This is a genomic window from Streptomyces sp. DH10 (assembly GCF_029813805.1).
GTDB lineage: Bacteria > Actinomycetota > Actinomycetes > Streptomycetales > Streptomycetaceae > Streptomyces > Streptomyces coeruleofuscus.
In genome coordinates this window covers 45,453-61,709 of sequence record NZ_JARVKU010000012.1, presented here as the reverse complement: position 1 = coordinate 61,709, position 16,257 = coordinate 45,453, and the positions used below count along the sequence as shown (strand labels likewise).

At 71.2% G+C, this 16,257-nt stretch carries 20 protein-coding genes and 1 pseudogene; 9 read left to right on the top strand and 12 right to left on the bottom strand.

From position 1 onward, the window contains the following. Positions 1-180 precede the first annotated feature (180 nt). A complete protein-coding gene (locus tag QC385_RS24330) occupies positions 181-567 on the top strand; it encodes a nuclear transport factor 2 family protein (RefSeq protein WP_279543477.1) in 387 nt (128 codons plus the stop codon). 69 nt (positions 568-636) lie between these two features. Beyond that, the gene (locus QC385_RS24325; RefSeq protein ID WP_279543476.1) at positions 637-924 is read left to right on the top strand and encodes a DUF1905 domain-containing protein; all 288 of its coding nucleotides are present in this window, start codon (positions 637-639) and stop codon (positions 922-924) included. A 55-nt stretch (positions 925-979) separates the two neighbouring features. Here the strand turns inward: QC385_RS24325 and mgrA are convergent, their stop codons facing one another. Beyond that, the gene (gene mgrA / locus QC385_RS24320; protein WP_279543475.1) at positions 980-1,972 is read right to left on the bottom strand and encodes an L-glyceraldehyde 3-phosphate reductase; all 993 of its coding nucleotides are present in this window, start codon (positions 1,970-1,972) and stop codon (positions 980-982) included. Positions 1,973-2,089: 117 nt separating this feature from the next. Between mgrA and QC385_RS24315 the strand changes: the two genes are divergently transcribed. After that, positions 2,090-3,100, top strand: a complete 1,011-nt coding sequence (locus tag QC385_RS24315; protein WP_279543474.1) for a LysR family transcriptional regulator — start codon at positions 2,090-2,092, stop codon at positions 3,098-3,100. 41 nt (positions 3,101-3,141) lie between these two features. Continuing rightward, a complete protein-coding gene (locus QC385_RS24310) occupies positions 3,142-3,657 on the top strand; it encodes a mycothiol transferase (RefSeq protein WP_279543473.1) in 516 nt (171 codons plus the stop codon). Here the strand turns inward: QC385_RS24310 and QC385_RS24305 are convergent. Beyond that, complete coding sequence (locus QC385_RS24305; RefSeq protein ID WP_279543472.1) at positions 3,639-4,718, bottom strand: adenosine deaminase; 1,080 nt, start codon at positions 4,716-4,718, stop codon at positions 3,639-3,641. The two genes, QC385_RS24310 and QC385_RS24305, sit on opposite strands and share 19 nt — an antisense overlap. A gap of 43 nt (positions 4,719-4,761) precedes the next feature. After that, entirely contained in the window at positions 4,762-5,157 is a 396-nt protein-coding gene (locus QC385_RS24300; protein ID WP_279543471.1) for a VOC family protein, read from the bottom strand. Between the two features lie 131 nt (positions 5,158-5,288). Here QC385_RS24300 and QC385_RS24295 point away from each other — a divergent pair. Both QC385_RS24295 and QC385_RS24290 read left to right on the top strand, forming a co-directional pair. Next, positions 5,289-5,669 (top strand): annotated as a pseudogene (locus tag QC385_RS24295) (tautomerase family protein); the annotation flags it as partial. 75 nt (positions 5,670-5,744) lie between these two features. After that, positions 5,745-6,203 (top strand): pyridoxamine 5'-phosphate oxidase family protein, encoded by a 459-nt coding sequence (locus QC385_RS24290; protein WP_279543650.1) that lies wholly within the window; start codon positions 5,745-5,747, stop codon positions 6,201-6,203. Between the two features lie 4 nt (positions 6,204-6,207). On the opposite strand, the gene QC385_RS24285 is transcribed toward QC385_RS24290, so the two are convergent. Further along, entirely contained in the window at positions 6,208-7,119 is a 912-nt protein-coding gene (locus QC385_RS24285; protein WP_279543470.1) for an oxidoreductase, read from the bottom strand. A gap of 27 nt (positions 7,120-7,146) precedes the next feature. Beyond that, positions 7,147-8,037 (bottom strand): glycoside hydrolase family 19 protein, encoded by an 891-nt coding sequence (locus QC385_RS24280; protein WP_279543469.1) that lies wholly within the window; start codon positions 8,035-8,037, stop codon positions 7,147-7,149. Between the two features lie 380 nt (positions 8,038-8,417). On the opposite strand from QC385_RS24280, the gene QC385_RS24275 reads away from it, so the two are divergent. Further along, positions 8,418-9,482, top strand: a complete 1,065-nt coding sequence (locus QC385_RS24275; RefSeq protein ID WP_279543468.1) for an acyl-CoA/acyl-ACP dehydrogenase — start codon at positions 8,418-8,420, stop codon at positions 9,480-9,482. Here QC385_RS24275 and QC385_RS24270 read toward each other — a convergent pair. The 5 genes from QC385_RS24270 to QC385_RS24255 all read right to left on the bottom strand — a co-directional run bounded on the left by QC385_RS24270 (position 9,479) and on the right by QC385_RS24255 (position 13,226). Then, on the bottom strand, positions 9,479-10,681 hold the full coding sequence (locus QC385_RS24270) for a serine hydrolase domain-containing protein (protein ID WP_279543467.1): 1,203 nt from the start codon (positions 10,679-10,681) through the stop codon (positions 9,479-9,481). The two genes, QC385_RS24275 and QC385_RS24270, sit on opposite strands and share 4 nt — an antisense overlap. A 102-nt stretch (positions 10,682-10,783) precedes the next feature. Beyond that, on the bottom strand, positions 10,784-11,956 hold the full coding sequence (locus tag QC385_RS24265; protein WP_279543466.1) for an LLM class flavin-dependent oxidoreductase: 1,173 nt from the start codon (positions 11,954-11,956) through the stop codon (positions 10,784-10,786). Between the two features lie 129 nt (positions 11,957-12,085). Further along, complete coding sequence (ssuE, locus tag QC385_RS24260) at positions 12,086-12,640, bottom strand: NADPH-dependent FMN reductase (protein WP_279543465.1); 555 nt, start codon at positions 12,638-12,640, stop codon at positions 12,086-12,088. Positions 12,641-12,830: 190 nt separating this feature from the next. Then, positions 12,831-12,908 (bottom strand): putative leader peptide, encoded by a 78-nt coding sequence (locus tag QC385_RS44295; protein ID WP_351405193.1) that lies wholly within the window; start codon positions 12,906-12,908, stop codon positions 12,831-12,833. A 141-nt stretch (positions 12,909-13,049) separates the two neighbouring features. Continuing rightward, positions 13,050-13,226 carry a hypothetical protein gene (locus QC385_RS24255; RefSeq protein WP_279543464.1) on the bottom strand — a complete coding sequence of 59 codons (177 nt, stop codon included), beginning with the start codon at positions 13,224-13,226 and terminating at the stop codon, positions 13,050-13,052. 226 nt (positions 13,227-13,452) lie between these two features. Here QC385_RS24255 and QC385_RS24250 point away from each other — a divergent pair, with 226 nt between their 5' ends. Together QC385_RS24250 and QC385_RS24245 are read left to right on the top strand one after the other, a co-directional pair. Further along, complete coding sequence (locus tag QC385_RS24250; RefSeq protein WP_279543463.1) at positions 13,453-13,893, top strand: SPW repeat protein; 441 nt, start codon at positions 13,453-13,455, stop codon at positions 13,891-13,893. A gap of 124 nt (positions 13,894-14,017) precedes the next feature. After that, on the top strand, positions 14,018-14,281 hold the full coding sequence (locus QC385_RS24245) for a GlsB/YeaQ/YmgE family stress response membrane protein (RefSeq protein ID WP_279543462.1): 264 nt from the start codon (positions 14,018-14,020) through the stop codon (positions 14,279-14,281). A 123-nt stretch (positions 14,282-14,404) separates the two neighbouring features. On the opposite strand, the gene QC385_RS24240 is transcribed toward QC385_RS24245, so the two are convergent. Continuing rightward, positions 14,405-15,328 carry an NAD-dependent epimerase/dehydratase family protein gene (locus QC385_RS24240; RefSeq protein WP_279543649.1) on the bottom strand — a complete coding sequence of 308 codons (924 nt, stop codon included), beginning with the start codon at positions 15,326-15,328 and terminating at the stop codon, positions 14,405-14,407. A 60-nt stretch (positions 15,329-15,388) separates the two neighbouring features. Next, positions 15,389-16,165 (bottom strand): GNAT family N-acetyltransferase, encoded by a 777-nt coding sequence (locus QC385_RS24235; RefSeq protein WP_279543648.1) that lies wholly within the window; start codon positions 16,163-16,165, stop codon positions 15,389-15,391. Positions 16,166-16,257: the final 92 nt, after the last annotated feature.

Here is a 16,257-nt window from a genome sequence, read left to right as displayed (position 1 = left end):
CTCTCCTGGCATATTCACACCTCGAGTTGGCCGAAACGCTGCGGGCGGTCGCCAGGGGGCATGACCCGGGAGGTAATCGACGGTCCCGCCGGGTCCGGGCAGGGTGGTCCGTGCCGGTTCGCCGCGAGCGGTGATCCGGGCCCTCACCAGCAGAGACGACCCTTCGGAGGTTGATCGTCCATGTCCGCACCCGCCCACCGCTACGAGGACGCCGTCGCCCGCTACTTCGAGGCATGGAACGCCGAGGACCCGGTGGCACGGGCGAAGGCGGTCGCCGCCGCCTGGACCGAGGACGGCGGCTATACCGACCCTCTGGCCGACGTCCGCGGTCATGAGCAGATCGCCGCGTTGATCGCGGCGGCCCGAGAGCAGTTCCCGGGGTTGGTGTTCCGGCTCGCCGGCGCCGTCGACGGGCACCACCACATCGCGCGTTTCTCGTGGGAGCTGGTGAGCGAGACCGACGGCTCGGCGCCCGTGGCCGGGTCCGACGTGATCATCCTGGACGAGCAGGGCCGGATCAGGGCCGTGCTCGGCTTTCTGGACCGGGTGCCCGCCGGGGCGGCCTGAGACCGGCGATGAGTTTCCCGGTGTCCGGCGGTCTGGTGAGTGAGAGGCGACCGAACACCGGAGGACACCATGGCCACGACCGGAAAACTGGACGCGGAGTTCACCGCGGCCCTGCGCATGAGCCCCGCCGAGGGCGGCTGGACGTATCTGGTCTGGCCCCGGTCCGTCGAGTTCTTCGGCACCCGCGGTCTGGTCAAGGTCCGCGGGACGATCGACGGGCACCCGTTCCGAAGCTCGTTCATGGCGCTGGGCGACGGCACGCACAAGCTGCCCGTGAAGGCCGACGTCCGCAAGGCCATCGGCAAGGAGGAGGGCGACACGGTGACGGTGCGCCTGGAGGAGCGGATCGGTTCCTAGAACTCCTGGAGCCTGTCCCGGGGGCGGTCGCCGCCCCCGGGAGGGCGGGGCACGGCTACTGCTTGACGATCGCGTCGATACGGGCCAGCTCGTCCGCGTCGAAGTCCAGGTTACCGATGGCCCCGACGCTGTCCTCCAGCTGCTGCGGGCTGCTCGCGCCGACCAGCGCGGAGGTGACCCGGCCGCCGCGCAGCACCCAGGCCAGCGCCATCTGGGCGAGGGTCTGGCCGCGCGACTTGGCGATGTCGTTCAGGTCGCGCAGCCGCCCCACCAGCTCCTCCGTGACCGCGTCGGAGTTCAGGAAGGGGCTGTCGCTCGCGGCCCGGGAGCCCTCCGGGATGCCGTCGAGGTAGCGGGCGGAGAGCAGGCCCTGCTCCAGCGGGGAGAACACGATGGAACCGACCTGGAGCTCGTCGAGGGCGTCCAGCAGCCCCTCGTCTTCGGGGCGGCGGTCCAGCATCGAGTAGCGCGGCTGGTGGATGAGGAGCGGGGTGCCCAGCTCGCCCAGGATGCGGGCGGCCTCGCGGGTCTGCTCCGCGGAGTAGTTGGAGATGCCGACGTACAACGCCTTGCCCTGCTGCACCGCCGAGTGCAGGGCGCCCATCGTCTCCTCCAGCGGAGTCTCCGGGTCGGGGCGGTGCGAGTAGAAGATGTCGACGTAGTCCAGGCCCATCCGCTTCAGGCTCTGGTCCAGCGAGGACAGCACGTACTTGCGCGAGCCCCACTCGCCGTACGGTCCTGGCCACATCAGGTATCCGGCCTTGGTGGAGATGACCAGCTCGTCGCGGTAGGCCGCGAAGTCCGACTTCAGGAACTCGCCCAGCGCGGACTCGGCGGCGCCGGGCGGCGGGCCGTAGTTGTTGGCCAGGTCGAAGTGGGTGACGCCGAGGTCGAAGGCACGGCGCAGGATGGCGCGCTGCGTCTCGACCGGCCGGTCCGGGCCGAAGTTGTGCCACAGGCCGAGCGAGAGCGCGGGGAGCTTCAGGCCGCTGCGTCCGGTGCGCCGGTAGGGCATGTCCGCGTAGCGGTCGGGATGTGCGGTGTACAACGCGACTCCAGAGGGGTTGGCTCGGTCGAACGGAAGGCGGTGACCACTCTGGCGTGACCTGCGTCCATGCGTCCAACAGAAGAATCCGATGGAATTCAGCGGCTACGCTTCTCAGTCATGGAACTGCGCCACTTGCAGCACTTCGTCGCGGTCGCCGAGGACCAGCACTTCACCCGGGCGGCGGAACGACTCCTGGTGTCCCAGTCCGGCCTGTCGGCCTCGATCCGTGCGCTGGAGCGGGAGCTCCAGACGCCGCTGTTCGTGCGCACGACCCGCCGGGTCACGCTCACCCCGGCCGGGCGGGCGCTCCTCGGAGAGGCCGAGCGGATCCTGGCGCAGGTGCGGGCCGCCCACGAGGCGGTGGCGGCCGTGCAGGGCGTCCTGCGCGGCATGCTCGCACTCGGCAGCGAGCAGTGCATCGCCGGGGTGCATGTCGCGGGGCTGCTCGCCACCTTCCGGCACCGGCATCCGGACGTGGAGATCTGTCTGCGGCAGGCAGGGTCGGGCGCGCTCGCGGAGGAGGTCGCGGCGGGGCGGCTCGACCTGGCGTTCGCCGTGCGGACGCAGGCGGACAGCGACCAGCTGCGGTCGGTGCCGCTGACCAGCGAGCCCATGACACTGCTGTGCCACGCCAGTCACCGGCTCGCCGCGGCCGGTGCGGCCGTCACGCCGGAGGAACTGGGCGGGGAGGTGTTCGTCGACTTCCACCCGGACTGGGGTCCGCGCCGCACCACCGACACGGTGTTCGCCGCCGCGGGCGTACGACGGACCGTGGCCCTGGAGGTGAACGACGTGCACACCCTGCTCGACCTGGTCGACGAGAACCTCGGCGTCGCCGTCGTGCCGCGGCACTTCGCGCACAAGCGGGCCTCCCTGACCGCGCTGCCGGTGAAGGGCACCGGCGAGGCGGTCTACGAGACGGTGGCCCTGCTGCCGCCCCGGCAGGCCACCAGCCCGGCGGCCCGGGCGCTGATGGCGCTGCTGGAGGCCTCGGGCGCGTCGCCGGGAACCACAGGCATGTCACCGGGGGTCACGGGCGTGTCGCCGGGGACCACGCGCACGTCACCGGGGACCACGGGCGCGTCGCCGGGGGCCGCAGGCGCGCAGGCGGAGACCAGCGGCGTGTGAACCGGGACGCACGAGACGCGGTGATGCGCGATGGTGGAGCCATGCATGCGAAGGACATCCTCATCGACGGCTACAACCGCATCCGGGAAGAAGTCCACGCCACCGTCGAGGGCCTCGGGCCCGACGAGCTGAGCGCCCGCCCCTCCCCCGACACCAACTCCATCGCCTGGCTGGTCTGGCACCTCACCCGCGTCCAGGACGACCACGTCGCCGACGCCTTCGATCTCGACCAGGTGTGGCTGTCCCAGGACTGGGAGAAACGCTTCGGCCTCGGTCTGCCCCGCCACGACACGGGCTACGGCCACAGCCCCGCCAAGGTCGCCAAGGTCCGGGTCGACTCCGGCGACCTGCTGACCGGCTACCACGACGCGGTGCACGCGCAGACCCTCGACGCCCTGCGCGGCCTGGCGGCCAAGGATCTGGAGCGCGTCGTCGACGAGCGCTGGGACCCGCCCGTCACCCTGGGCGTACGGCTGGTCAGCGTCCTGTCCGACGATCTCCAGCACATCGGACAGGCCGCCTACCTGCGCGGAATCCTTCAGAGCGCGGCCTGGTAGCCGGGCAGGACCACGTCCCGGATCAGCGCGTTCCGCTCGTCGAACGGGAGGAACGCGCTCTTCAGGGCGTTCACCGTGACCGTGCGCAGGTCCTCGACGGTCCAGCCCGCCTGCTCGACCAGCAGGGACATCTCACGGGTCATCGTGATGCCCGACACGAGCCGGTTGTCGGTGTTCAGGGTGACGCGGAAACCGAGGTCCTTCAGCGCGGTGATCGGGTGCTCGGCGATGGAGGTCGCGGCGCCGGTCTGGAGGTTGGACGTCGGGCACATCTCCAGGGCGACACGCCGGTCGCGCACCCAGCCCGCGAGACGGCCGAGCTTGCCGGCGGTGAGGTCGGGGATGTCGTCGGTGATGCGCACCCCGTGCCCGATGCGCTGGGCGCCGCACACCTGGAGGGCCTGGTGGATGCTGGGCAGGCCGTGGGCCTCCCCGGCGTGGATGGTGAACGGCACGTTCTCGCGGCGCAGGTGCTCGAAGGCCGCGAGGTGGTCGGCGGGCGGGAAGCCGTCCTCGGCTCCGGCGATGTCGAAGCCGACGACACCGGCGTCCCGGAACGCCACGACCAGGTCGGCGATCTCCCGGCTGCGGTCGAACATCCGCATCCCGCACAGCAGCGTCCCGACACGCACGGGCGTGCCCGCGGCCGCCGCCTTGGCCATACCGGCCGCGAGCCCCTCCTGCACGGTCTCGACGACCTCGGGCAGGGCCAGCCCGCCCTTCAGCATCAGCTCCGGGGCGTAGCGCACCTCGCCGTAGACGACACCGTCCGCCGCGAGGTCGAGCACGTACTCCTCGGCGGTGCGCAGCAGGCCCTCGCGGGTCTGCATCACGGCGAGGGTGTGCTCGAAGGTGGCTATGTAGCGCACCAGGTCGCCGGAGTTCGCGGCCTCGTAGTACCAGGCGGCGAGTTCGGCGGGGTCGGTGGTGGGCAGGGTGTGGCCGACCGCGTCCGCGAGCTCCACCACGGTGGCGGGGCGCAGTCCGCCGTCGAGGTGGTCGTGCAGCACGGCCTTGGGCAGCCGGCGGAGGGTGTCGGTGTCGATGCGGGGCGCGGTCATGTGCGTGTTCCTCGGCAGTGCGTACTCGGTGGGAGTCGGAGTTCTAGTCGGTGGCGGGCTGGAGCAGGTCCCAGCGGTTGCCGTACAGGTCCTGGAAGACGGCGACGGTTCCGTACGGCTCGTGCCGCGGCTCCTCCAGGAACGTGACGCCCGCCGCGGTCATCCGGGCGTGGTCCCGGGCGAAGTCGTCGGTGTGCAGGAAGAACCCGACCCGTCCGCCGGTCTGGTCCCCGACCCGGCCGGCCTGCGCCTCCCCCTCGGCACGCGCGAGCAGCAGACCGCTGCCCGTGCCCGGAGTCCCGGGTTCGACGACGACCCAGCGCGATCCGCCGGGCCGGGGAGCGTCCTCGGCGAGCCGGAACCCGAGGGCCTCGGTGTAGAAGCGGATCGCCTCGTCGTAGTCGTCGACGACGAGGGTGACCAGGGCGATACGTCGCATCAGGGCCTTTCGGAGCGTGTGGTTGACGGGTGAGGTTATACGTAACACGCGCGGGACGCAAACAGCCCCGGCGTTCTGTACCTACTAGTATGTACACTCGCGGCAAATGACCCTGCGACTCCGGGAGACCCATGCCCTTCGTCCGCATAGACACGCTCCGGGCCGGCCCCGAGCGACTCGCCGCAATCGGCCGCGCCGTCCACGACGCCCTCGTCGAAACGATCGGCATCCCACCCGACGACCGCTTCCATGTCCTGGTGGACCACGATGGCGCGAGCAGCGCCCTCCGCTACGACGACTACCTCGGGGTGCACCGCGACGACGGCATCGTCTACGTCGCGATCACGCTGCGCTCCGGTCGCACGCCCGCGCGGAAGCAGGCGCTGTACCGGCGGATCGCCGAGCTCGCGCACGCCTATGCGGGCACGGAGCCGCGGAACGTGTTCGTCGTCCTGACGGAGAACGGACCGGCCGACTGGTCGCTCGGAGAGGGGCGGGCGCAGTACCTCGACACCCCGCGACCTAGGTCCACGGCCTACACCCCCAGCCCGAGGTGTTCCGCCCGGCCGGCCGCTAGCGTCGCGGGCATGAAGATCACCGAACCGTCCCGCACGCCCGAGCAGCGCAAGGCGGACCTCCTGCACCGTCTGGAGCGGGAGATGGACATCTGGGTCGCCACGGCGGACCCCGAAGGCGTGCCGTGTCTGGTTCCGCTCTGGTTCGTGTGGCACGACCAGACCGTGTGGCTGTGCACACGGCTGACCAATCCCACGGGCCGGAATCTGCGGGACGGCCGACGGGCCCGGCTGGCCTTGGGCGACACCCGGGACGTCGTGCTCGTCGACGGTGACGTGGAGACGTTCACGACCCCCGAGGTGCCGCCGGAGGCGGCCGAGGCGTTCCGCGCGAAGACCGGCTGGGATCCGCGCGAGGCTCACGCGTCGTACGCGTTCTTCCGGGTGCGGCCGAGCGCGGTCCAGGCGTGGTGCGAGCAGCACGAGCTGCCGCGCCGGCATCTCATGCGGGACGGTGCCTGGGTGGTCTGACCGGTCAACCGGCCTTTCGGCGCGGCGGCGCGTTCAGCCGGTCGAGTTCTTCGTCCGTGAGGCGGATCGCGCCCGCCGCCACGTTCTCCACCAGGTGATCGGGGTTGCCGGTGCCGGGGATGGCGAGCACATGGGGGCCCTGGTGCAAGGTCCAGGCGATGCGGATCTGCGCCGGACTCGCGCCGTGGGCGCGGGCCACGGCCCGCACCTCCTCGTCATGGGCGGTGGTGGCGCCGCGCTCACCGCCCTCGCCGGCGACGGCGTAGAACGGCACGAACCCGATGCCCTGTTCGCCGCAGATCCGCAGCAGTTCGTCGGTGGCGGGGTCGGGGCGGTCGAGGGCGTACCGGTTCTGCACGCAGACCACAGGCGCGATGGCCTGCGCCTCGGCGAGGTGGCGGAGCTCGACGTTGGAGATCCCCAGGTGGCGTATCAGGCCCGCCTCGCGCAGTTCCGCGAGGGCGCCGAAGTGCTCGGCGATCGAGTCGTACTGCGGCATCCGGCGCAGGTTGACCACGTCCAGGTGGTCACGGCCGAGCTGGCGCAGGTTCTCCTCGACGTGGGCGCGCAGGTCCTCGGGGCGGGCCGAGGTGCCCCACTCCCCCGACCAGGTCCGGTACGGGCCCACCTTGGTGACGATGACCAGGTCGTCGGGGTACGGCGCCAGCGCGGTGTTGATGAGTTCGTTGGCGGAGCGCAGCGACGAGAAGTAGAAGGCGGCCGTGTCGATGTGGTTCACGCCCAGGTCGATCGCCTTGCGCAGAACGGCGATCGACCGGTCGCGGTCACTCGGAGTGCCGAGATGGAAGGCGGCACTGCCCGTCAGCCGCATCGCGCCGAAGCCGAGGCGGTGGACGGGCAGGTCGCCGAGTTTCCAGGTTCCCGCGGCGTCCGCGGTGATCGTCTGTGAGCTCATCGGCGGAGTCTCACACAGACCTCGCCGTCAGCAGTAGAGGTTGCCGCCGGGGGACGTCCCGAGGATCTGCGTGAACCGCTGGTAGTTGTTCACACGGCTCTGCACCTGCGCCGGGTTCTTGCCGTCGCACTCCAGGGAGCCGTTGATGCTGCGGATGGTCTGGCCGAATCCGGCGCCGTTCACCATGGCGTTGTGCGGGGTCATGGTGCCGGGGCCGGTCTGGGTGTTCCAGTACCACAGGGCCGTCTTCCAGGCGACGGCGGCGTCGTTCTGGACCAGCCAGGGGTTGTTCAGCAGGTCGATGCCGAGCGCGTCGCCCGCGGCCTTGTAGTTGAAGTTCCAGCTGAGCTGGATCGGGCCGCGCCCGTAGTAGGCGGCCTGGCCGGCCGGACAGCCGTAGGGGCGGCTCCAGTCGCAGTAGTGCGGGTAGTTGGCGGTGTTCTGCTCCACCACGTGGACCAAACCGCCGGTCTCGTGGCTGACGTTGGCGAGGAAGGCGGCGGCTTCCTGCTTCTTCACGGTGTCGCTGCCGGTGTTGGCGAAGCCGGGGTAGGCGCTCAGGGCCGCGGTGAGACCGCTGTAGGTGTAGAAGGGATTCCGGTTCGGGAACATCTGATTGAACTGCGCCTCGGTCACGACGAAGCGCGCGTCGGGCGTGCCCGGACCGCTGTCGCAGGCATAAGGCTCCCAGTACCAGGTGCTGATGGTCGGGTCGTAGCCGGGGTTGGCGTGCTCGGCTATGTACGCCTTGCCGTCGGTGTAGCGGACGATGTCGCCGGCGGCGTACGACTTCCCGGCAACCCAGTTGGGATAGCTGGAGCACGCGGCGGCGGAGGCGCTGGTGGCGGGCAGGAGCACCGGCGCGGTGCCCGCGAGGGCGAGGGCGGCCAGGACGGCGGAGACGCGGCGTCTCGACACGGGATCAACTCCTTTGCGGGACACGGCCGCACCCGTCGCGGGCAGGGCGGAGCAGAGCCTTCACCGCACGCACCGGGAGGACCGGTCACGGCGTGGGCGCGGCCGTGGTGGGGGGTTGTCGGAGGCACACTCAACCGCGTTGGTCTGTACCAGTCAAGGGTGTAGACCAGTCATCCGCGCACCGGGGTCACCCCGGGCTCACACGCGCGCCGACTCCGCCGGCGTCGCGGTCAGCCGGTCCAGCAGGGACCGCGGCAGTACGTCGTCGCCGTCACCGAGCGGCGGCCGGCCGGTGCGCGGTGCGCATCCTTGACGGGGTTGGTCGAACGACACACCCCGGGATCGACACCCCGCGCCGCACGAGCGCGAGAATTCCTCCCATGAGCTCCGCATCCCCCGCCTCCCCGCCCCACCCCCTCGTCACCCGCGCCCAGCGGCTGGCGCACGATCTCCTCGTCCCGCACGCCGAGCGCGTCGACCAGGAGGGGGTGCCGGCGAGCCACATCGAGGCGGTGAGGCGGTCGGGCCTGCTCGGGCTGGGCGCGCCGGAGGAGTACGGCGGGGCGGACGCGCCCGCCGCCGTGGCGCGGGAGGTCGCGGAGATCCTGGCCGGGGCATGCTGCTCCACATGGTTCGTGCAGACACAGCACCACACTCCGGTGAAGCTGCTCGCCACGTACGACTCGCCGGTCCGGGAGAAGCTGCTGCGCCCGCTGGCGACCGGAGAGTCGCTGGCCGGCATCGCGTACGCGCACGTCCGTGCCTTTCCCCGCGTACCCGTGCGGGCCGTGCCAGAGCGGGGCGGCTGGCGCTTCGAGGGCACGGTGCCCTGGTACACGGGCTGGGGTCTGAACGACGTGATGCTGCTGGCGGGTGTGACGGACGCGGCCGAGGTGGTGTTCGTCGTGGCCGAGGCCCGCGAACAGCCGGGGATGCGCCCGTCGGCGCCGATGCGGCTCGCGGCCCTCACCGCCGCCCGTACGGTCTCCCTGGAGCTGGACGGCCTGTGGGCGCCGCAGGACGCCGTCGTGCTGCGCACCCCTCAGGAGCAGTTCGCCCTGGTCGACCTGCCCAGGGCCGCCAACACCAGTCCGGCCGTCTTCGGGGTGGCGAGCGCGGCGCTCGACCTGGTGGCGGACGCCCCGGACGGCCGGGAGCCGGCCCGGTCGCTGCGGGCCCGGCTCGACGAGGTCCGGCGGGAGGCCTACGCCCTGGCCGACCACCCCGTCCCGCACGAGTGCGTCCCGGAACGCCTGGCGCTGAAGACACGGGCGTACGACGTACTGCGGGCGGCCACGACCGCGGCGATCGTGGCCGGGGGCGGCCGGTCCATGGCCCTGGACAGCCGGGCGCAGCGGCTGGCCCGCGAAGGGATGTTCCTGCACGTGCAGGCCCAGACGGCCGAGGCACGCCGGATGCACCTCGGCGCGCTGGCGTCCGGCTAGTCCAAGCGGGGCAGCGCCGACGGTTCGTCCGTGCGGGACGGGACCCTGCCGCAGAACTCCGCTTCGATGACGTTGATGTAGAGCGAGGGGTCCGGGAGCCAGTCACCGTTGATGTTGAACGTCAGCTGGTGTTTCCCGTCCCGCGTGCCGACCATCGCGGACAGGGAGCCGTTGGTGCGGCCGCTCTTGCCCACGACCTTCACGCCGCAGGACAGCTGTGCGAACTCGACTCCGAGTCCGTACCCGAGCCCGCCCCCGGCGGGGACCTCGTCGAGCATCTGCGCCATCTGCTTCGGGAGCAGCAACTCGCCCTTGATCAGAGCCCTTTGGAAGCGGTTCAGATCGCCGCTGGTGGAGATGACATCGCCGGCCGCGCCCAGCCAGGTCATGTTCTGTTCGGTGGCGTCATGGATGAGGGCGTCCGGGGCGTCCTCGTGGAGCCGGGAGTAGCCGACGGGGTGGGGTTTCGGCATGTGGGGTGACGTGCCGGGGAACGACGTGCCGCGCAGCTTCAGCGGCCGGATGATCCGGCGGGTGATCTCCTGCGCGTACGAGCGGCCCGTCGCCTTCTCGATGACCATGCCGGCGATGACGAAGTTGGTGTTCGAGTACACCGGTGTCGTCTCCGGGTCGGGCAGCGGCGGGTACTTCAGCGCGACCGCCACGAGTTCCTCGGGCGTGTGCGTGTCGTACCGGTGCTCCGGGAAGCCGGGACCGGCGGCGTCGTGGCTGAACGCGGCGTCGTCGGTGTAGTTGGCGATGCCGCTGGTGTGGTTGAGGAGCTGCCGCAGTGTGATCTTGCCGCCGTCGTAGCCGTTGCCCCGCACGAGACCCGGCAGCCATCGCTCGACCGTGTCGTCCAGGCTCAGTCTGCCTTCGGCCTCGAGTTGGAGCAGGACGGTCGCGACGAACGTCTTGGTGATGCTGGCCCCGCGGAAGTGGTCGCGGGGGGAACGCTCGCGGCCCGTGCCGGTGTCGGCGTGGCCGGCCTCCGCGGACCAACTCCCCTTGCGGTCAAAGACCTTGGCGGCCACTCCGGGCAGTCCGCCCTTGTCGACCAGGTCACGCAGTGCGGTGCGGGTCGCCTCGTGGTCGCGCTGCGGCTGTGCCGCGTGTGCGGACGGGGCGAGTGCCGCCGTTCCGGCCGCCAACGCCACGGCCAGGCCGAATGAGACGGTGCGTGAAGCCCGCTGCTTCATGGATGTGTGCCTCCCGTTCACCGAGGGGCAGGGCTTGCCCCTCGGTGCGGATGACGCCCAACACGGGCTCCTGGGTTGATCGTTGGGGTGGGAGGCTGAGGTCTAGCTCGCAAAGGGCGCGAGCACGGCGGATTCGGTGGGCGGCGTGAGTGCGGTGGGTGCGGCTTCCTTGTCCGCGGGGTGTTGCCACAGCCCCTGTGCGGCGAGGCGCGGCAGCACGCCCTCACCGAACCAGTACGCCTCCTCCAGGTGGGGATAGCCGGAGAGGATGAACTCGTCGATACCGAGGGCCTGGTACTCCTTGATCCGCTCCGCGACCTCGTCGTGGCTGCCGACCAGGGCGGTCCCCGCGCCGCCGCGCACCAGGCCGATGCCGGCCCACAGGTTGGGGTGGATCTCCAGGCGTTCGCGGCTGCCGCCGCCGTGCAGGGCGAGCATGCGCCGCTGCCCCTCGGACTCGCTGCGGGCGAGCCCGGCCTGCACCGACGCCACGGTCTCCGGGTCGAATCCGTCCAGCAGCCGGTTCGCCTCTGCCCAGGCCTGCTCGGCGGTGTCGCGGGTGATGACGTGCAGCCGGATGCCGAAGCGGAGGGTGCGGCCCTCGGCGGCGGCCAGCGAGCGGATCCGGTCGAGCTTCTCGGCGACCTGTGGGGGCGGCTCACCCCAGGTGAGATAGACGTCGGCGTGCCGGGCGGCGATCTCACCGGCGATGGGCGAGGAGCCGCCGAAGTACACCTGGGGAACGGGGTCGGGCACGCGGGAGAGCTCCGCGCCCTGCACACGGAGGTGCTCACCGTGCAGGTCTACTGTCCCGCCCTGCCACAACTCCCTTACGACGTGCAGGAATTCACCGGTCCGGCGGTACCGGCTGTCCTTGTCCAGGAAGTCGCCGAAGGCACGCTGTTCCTGGTTCTCGCCGCCTGTGACGACGTTGAGCAGCAGTCGTCCGCCGGTCTGCCGCTGGAAGGTGGAGGCCATCTGCGCGGCCAGGGTGGGCGAGATCAGTCCGGGCCGGAAGGCGACGAGGAACTTCAGGCGTTCGGTGTGCTGGCTGACCATCGCCGTGGTGAGCCACGCGTCTTCGCACCAGGCGCCGGTGGGCGTGAGGGCCCCGGCGAAGCCCACCTCCTCCGCGGCGCGGGCGATCTGGCTCAGGTAGGCGACCGACGGCGGCCGGTCCCGGCCGGATGCGGTGGCCGGGGTGCCGTGGCCGCCGCCGACGACATGGCGGCTGTCGCCGTTGGTGGGCAGGAACCAGTGGAAGGTGAGGGGCACGGGGATCTCCCATCGATGTGGAACGTTCGTCGGCGCGGCGGCCGGCGGGTGTCAGCCCGCCGCGGTCAGGAGCGGTGTCAGCCCGCCGCGGTCAGGAGCGGGGTCAGCCCGCCACGGCCAGGAGCGGGGTCAGCCCGCCACGGCCAGGAGCGGGGTGCGGTCGAGCGCCGCGGAGAACTGGTCGACGACCTGGGTGAGCGCCTCGGTGGCGGCCGGCGCGACGGTGAGGAACCCGTCGTCGTGCACGGTGATGTCCTTGTCGAGGGTGAACCAGCCCTGCACTATGTGGGCCGCACCCATGGAGGTGAGCACCGGGCGCAGGGCGTAGTCGATGGCCAGGACATGGGCGATGCTGCCGCCGGTGGCCAGCGGCAGCACGGTCTTGCCGGTGAGTGCGTACTGCGGGAGCAGGTCCAGCAGTGCCTTGAGGACACCGGAGTAGGAGGCCTTGTAGACGGGCGTGCCGACGACGACGCCGTCGGCACGTGCGAACAGGTCGGCGGCCTCGACGATCGCGGGGTGCCGGAAGTCCGCGCCGAACAGGGCCTCGGCGGGGAGGGCGCGGACGTCGAGGGCGATCACGTCATGGCCCTGCGCGGACAGCCGCTCGTCCAGGTGGCGCAGAAGTCGGCTGGTACGGGAGGAGGCGGAGGGGCTGCCGGAGACGGACAGGACAGTGGCCATGGGGTCTCTTTCCGGGAGAAGGCGCGACTGCGCGTGGCAACGCCGAATTCGGGGCCGCCGCATTCAACGGGCATGGCTGAGTGCCGGATTCAGGCGTGAGGAAAACGCACCGCGCATGACGTGCCGTCGGCGCGACGGTGATCAGCCGACGGCGATCACGGCGGTGGGGAGAAGCGGCGAGCCGGGAGACTCAGGCTGCGGCGCGACAGGAAGCGCTGGAGACGCGTGCGAGGTCGACATGGCGTCGCCGCGTGAGGTCCAGTCGCATGGTCATGCCATGGATCGTGGCAGTGGAAGACGACGGCCGTCAAGGAGATCACGGCTCGTCTCGTATCCCGGACCACGGATTTCGGGACCTAGGAGTTCGGGGCCCTTGAATTCGGGGCCCTGGAACTCAAAACCCTGGAATTCAGTCGTCGTCCGACGGAACCACTACGAGGAAGGCGTCCGACTCCAGGTCCATCACGACGGTGGCCGGCTCACCCTCGGCGCGGCGGCGCGCCGCGTACTCCTCCGCCGGCCATGATCCGCGCGGAGATCCCGCCGGGAACCGCTCCAACACCTTCGCGCCGATGGCCGCAGACACGTCCGCTGCCCTCCCCTGTCCCGCGCCGCCTCCCGACGACGTCGATCGGTCACTGTCGTACACATCCGCTTGCCCCCGATCCGCCTGGACATGTACCGCCCGGTAGAAGTCCACGCCTCTGCCAACCTCTACACATAAAGGAAAAGTAAGCGCAGAATGAACATACGCGGCGCTTACCGCACACCCCACCAGACGCGGTCGCCCTGCAAGACGAAGGAGACGAATCATGGCCAACGTCTCGCCCACCAGAGGTGACATCACCAGTCACCCTGATGCCTCCGAGATGCGGGATCGGTACGCCCGCGTGCTCGGTGGCCGCGATGTCGCGCTCGTGGACGGACCGGTGTTCCTGCTCGGTCTGTACTGCGCGGCCTCCCCGTGGATAGTCCACTACACGACCAGCCAGCCGCCGCTCGTGACCCACAACCTGATCATGGGCATCGCGATCGGCCTCCTGGCGCTCGGGTTCACTCGCGCTCCGGAGCGTATGTACGGCCTGAGCTGGGCCATGTGCGCACTCGGGGTGTGGATGATCATCTCGCCGTGGGTCGTCGGCGAGAGCCCGGACGCCGGCGTCGTGTGGAACAACATCATCATCGGTGCACTGGCCGTGATTCTGGGTCTGGTGTGCGCCGGCACGGCGGCGAAGGCCTCCAAGAGGCCTTAGACCCATCGGAAGCAACCGAAGGCCGGTCCGCGCCCGGACCGGCCTCTCCGTGTCCGCACCGGAGTGTCCCGGCCGTCCGAGGGCACAAGCATCACAGCGGGGGTCCCGAGGAGAAGGGGCGGAGATGGAGATCGACGGCATCATCAGTGCCATCGTGATCGGCATCGTCATCGGCGTCCTGGGCCGGCTCGTCGTCCCGGGCCGTCAGCGGATCGGAATCCTGTGGACGATCCTCGTCGGCATCATCGCCGCGCTGGTCGGTTCCGCGATAGCCTCCGCGTTCGACGTCGCCGACACCAAGGGCGTCGACTGGGTCGAGTGGCTCATCCAGATCGGCCTCGCCGCGCTCGGCGTGGCCGCACTGGACCGCTCGAAGGCACGCCGCTGACCGCGTAGGACGGCGCGACGTCACGACGAGCGACAGCACGCGCGTGACACGAGGACACAACGCTGGCACCCGGCGTGCCGTGACCCGGCGGCCCGGCACGCCGGACCCGTGTGCCCACCGGCATCAGCGGCCCGCCGACCGCATCGCGGCGAGCCCCTCACGGCTTGACGGGTACAGCGGCGTCCAGCCCAGCTCGCGTTCCGCCTTGGCGCAGGACACCACCAGGCCCGACGACATCACCGTGTGCATGTACGACATCGGCTTCACCAGCCACAGCGGTACGCGCATCGGCTTCGGCAGTCCGAACACCCCGGCCCCGGCCTCGACGTGGGCGCGGAGGCCGAGCGGGGTGCGGTCGGCGATGTTGTACGCCTGCCCGGGCCGGCCGCGTTCCACGGCGGCGACCACCGCGCGGGCCGCGTCGGTGAGCTCCACCCACGGCAGCACCCGGCCGCGGTCGGCGGGCAAGGGCATTTGCCGCCTGCGCAGCAGGGGCAGCAGGGCGTCGGTGCCGCCGGGGCCGTAGAACAAGCCGAAGCGGAGCGCGACGCCCTCCAGCGCGTCGGTCTCGAAGGCGAGCCGCTCCTTGGTCCGCATCGCCGCGATGTGCCGCTCCAGCTGCGGGGTCCTGCCGCGCGGGCCGAAGGGGCCGTCCTCGGTGACCGGCCGATCCCCGTGGTCCCCGTAGCCGTAGCCGAAGACCATCGACTCCACGACGAAGCGGCGGGCACCGGTGACCCGGGCGGCTTCGACGAGATGCGCCGTGCCCTCGGTGCGCAGGGCGTCGGTGGCGAACATGTCGCGGTCGCGCATGGGGGGCTTGCGCAGCGCGGTCGCGGCGTGGATCACGGTGTCGAAGTGGTGTCCGTCGACGGCGCGCAGCAGCGCTTCGCGGTCCATGAGGTCGGCGCGGATGCCGTTGCCGGGGCTCCTGCCGAGTCCGGTGACCTTGTGGCCCGCCTCGGTCAGGGCGCGGGTGACGTGCCGGCCGAGGACTCCGCTCGCGCCGGCGAGGAGGATGCTCTGGTTCTTCTGGATCGTCGTCATGACCATGCGACGGATCGGGCGGGCATGGATGTGACATTTGCGCGGGAGCCGGGCGGCCGGCTACGGCGTGTACACGTAGGGTGTCGTCGTGGTCAGCGGTGTGAAGCCCAGCCGTTCCAGGATGGGGCGGCTCTGGTTGGAGGCGTCGACCTGGAGGTAGCGGTAGCCGCGTTCCGCGGCGACGTGGGCGCGGTGGGCCACCAGGGCGCGGTAGATACCGCGGCCGCGCCAGCTCTGGACGGTGCCGCCGCCCCACAGGCCGGCGAACCGCGTGCCGGGTACCAGTTCCATACGGGCCGCGCTCACCGGCTCGTCGCCGGCCATCGCCACGACCGCGACGACGGTGTCCGGGTCGGCCGAGAGCTGGGCGAGGAGCTCGTCGCGCAGCCGGGAGCTGTCCGTGCCGAACGCCTTCTCGTGGACGTCGGCCACGAGGCCCACGCCGGTCGGGCCGGTGACCGGCTCCAGACGGACGCCCGGCGGCGGTTCGGCGTCGAGAACCAGCTCGCCGATCTCGCCGATCATCAGCGTCTCCTCGGGTTCGGGCCTGAACCCGGCCGCACGCAGCCGCTGCCCGAGATCCGCCGGCCGGTCGTGCCCGTACAGCTTCCACTCGAATTCGAGACCGAGTCCGGTGTAGTGGGCGACCTGCCCGGCGATCGCCGCCTCCGCCTCCGCCTCGTCGAGGGCGGACCACACGACGCCGTTCCAGCCCTGCCCGCCGGCGACCCGGCGCACCACGCCACCGGTCCGTTCGACGCGGACGCCGGGGCCGTCCGGCCGCGCCCTCTCGCGCAGCTCGCGGTCGAACAGGGCGAGCAGCGCGGTGTGATCCATATGAGCCATGGGCACACCTCAGCAGGCACCTGACGTCCGGGCAACGCGTTTTCCGGTGCGGCCGAAAGCCCCAGGCGGCCGTACAGTCCTGT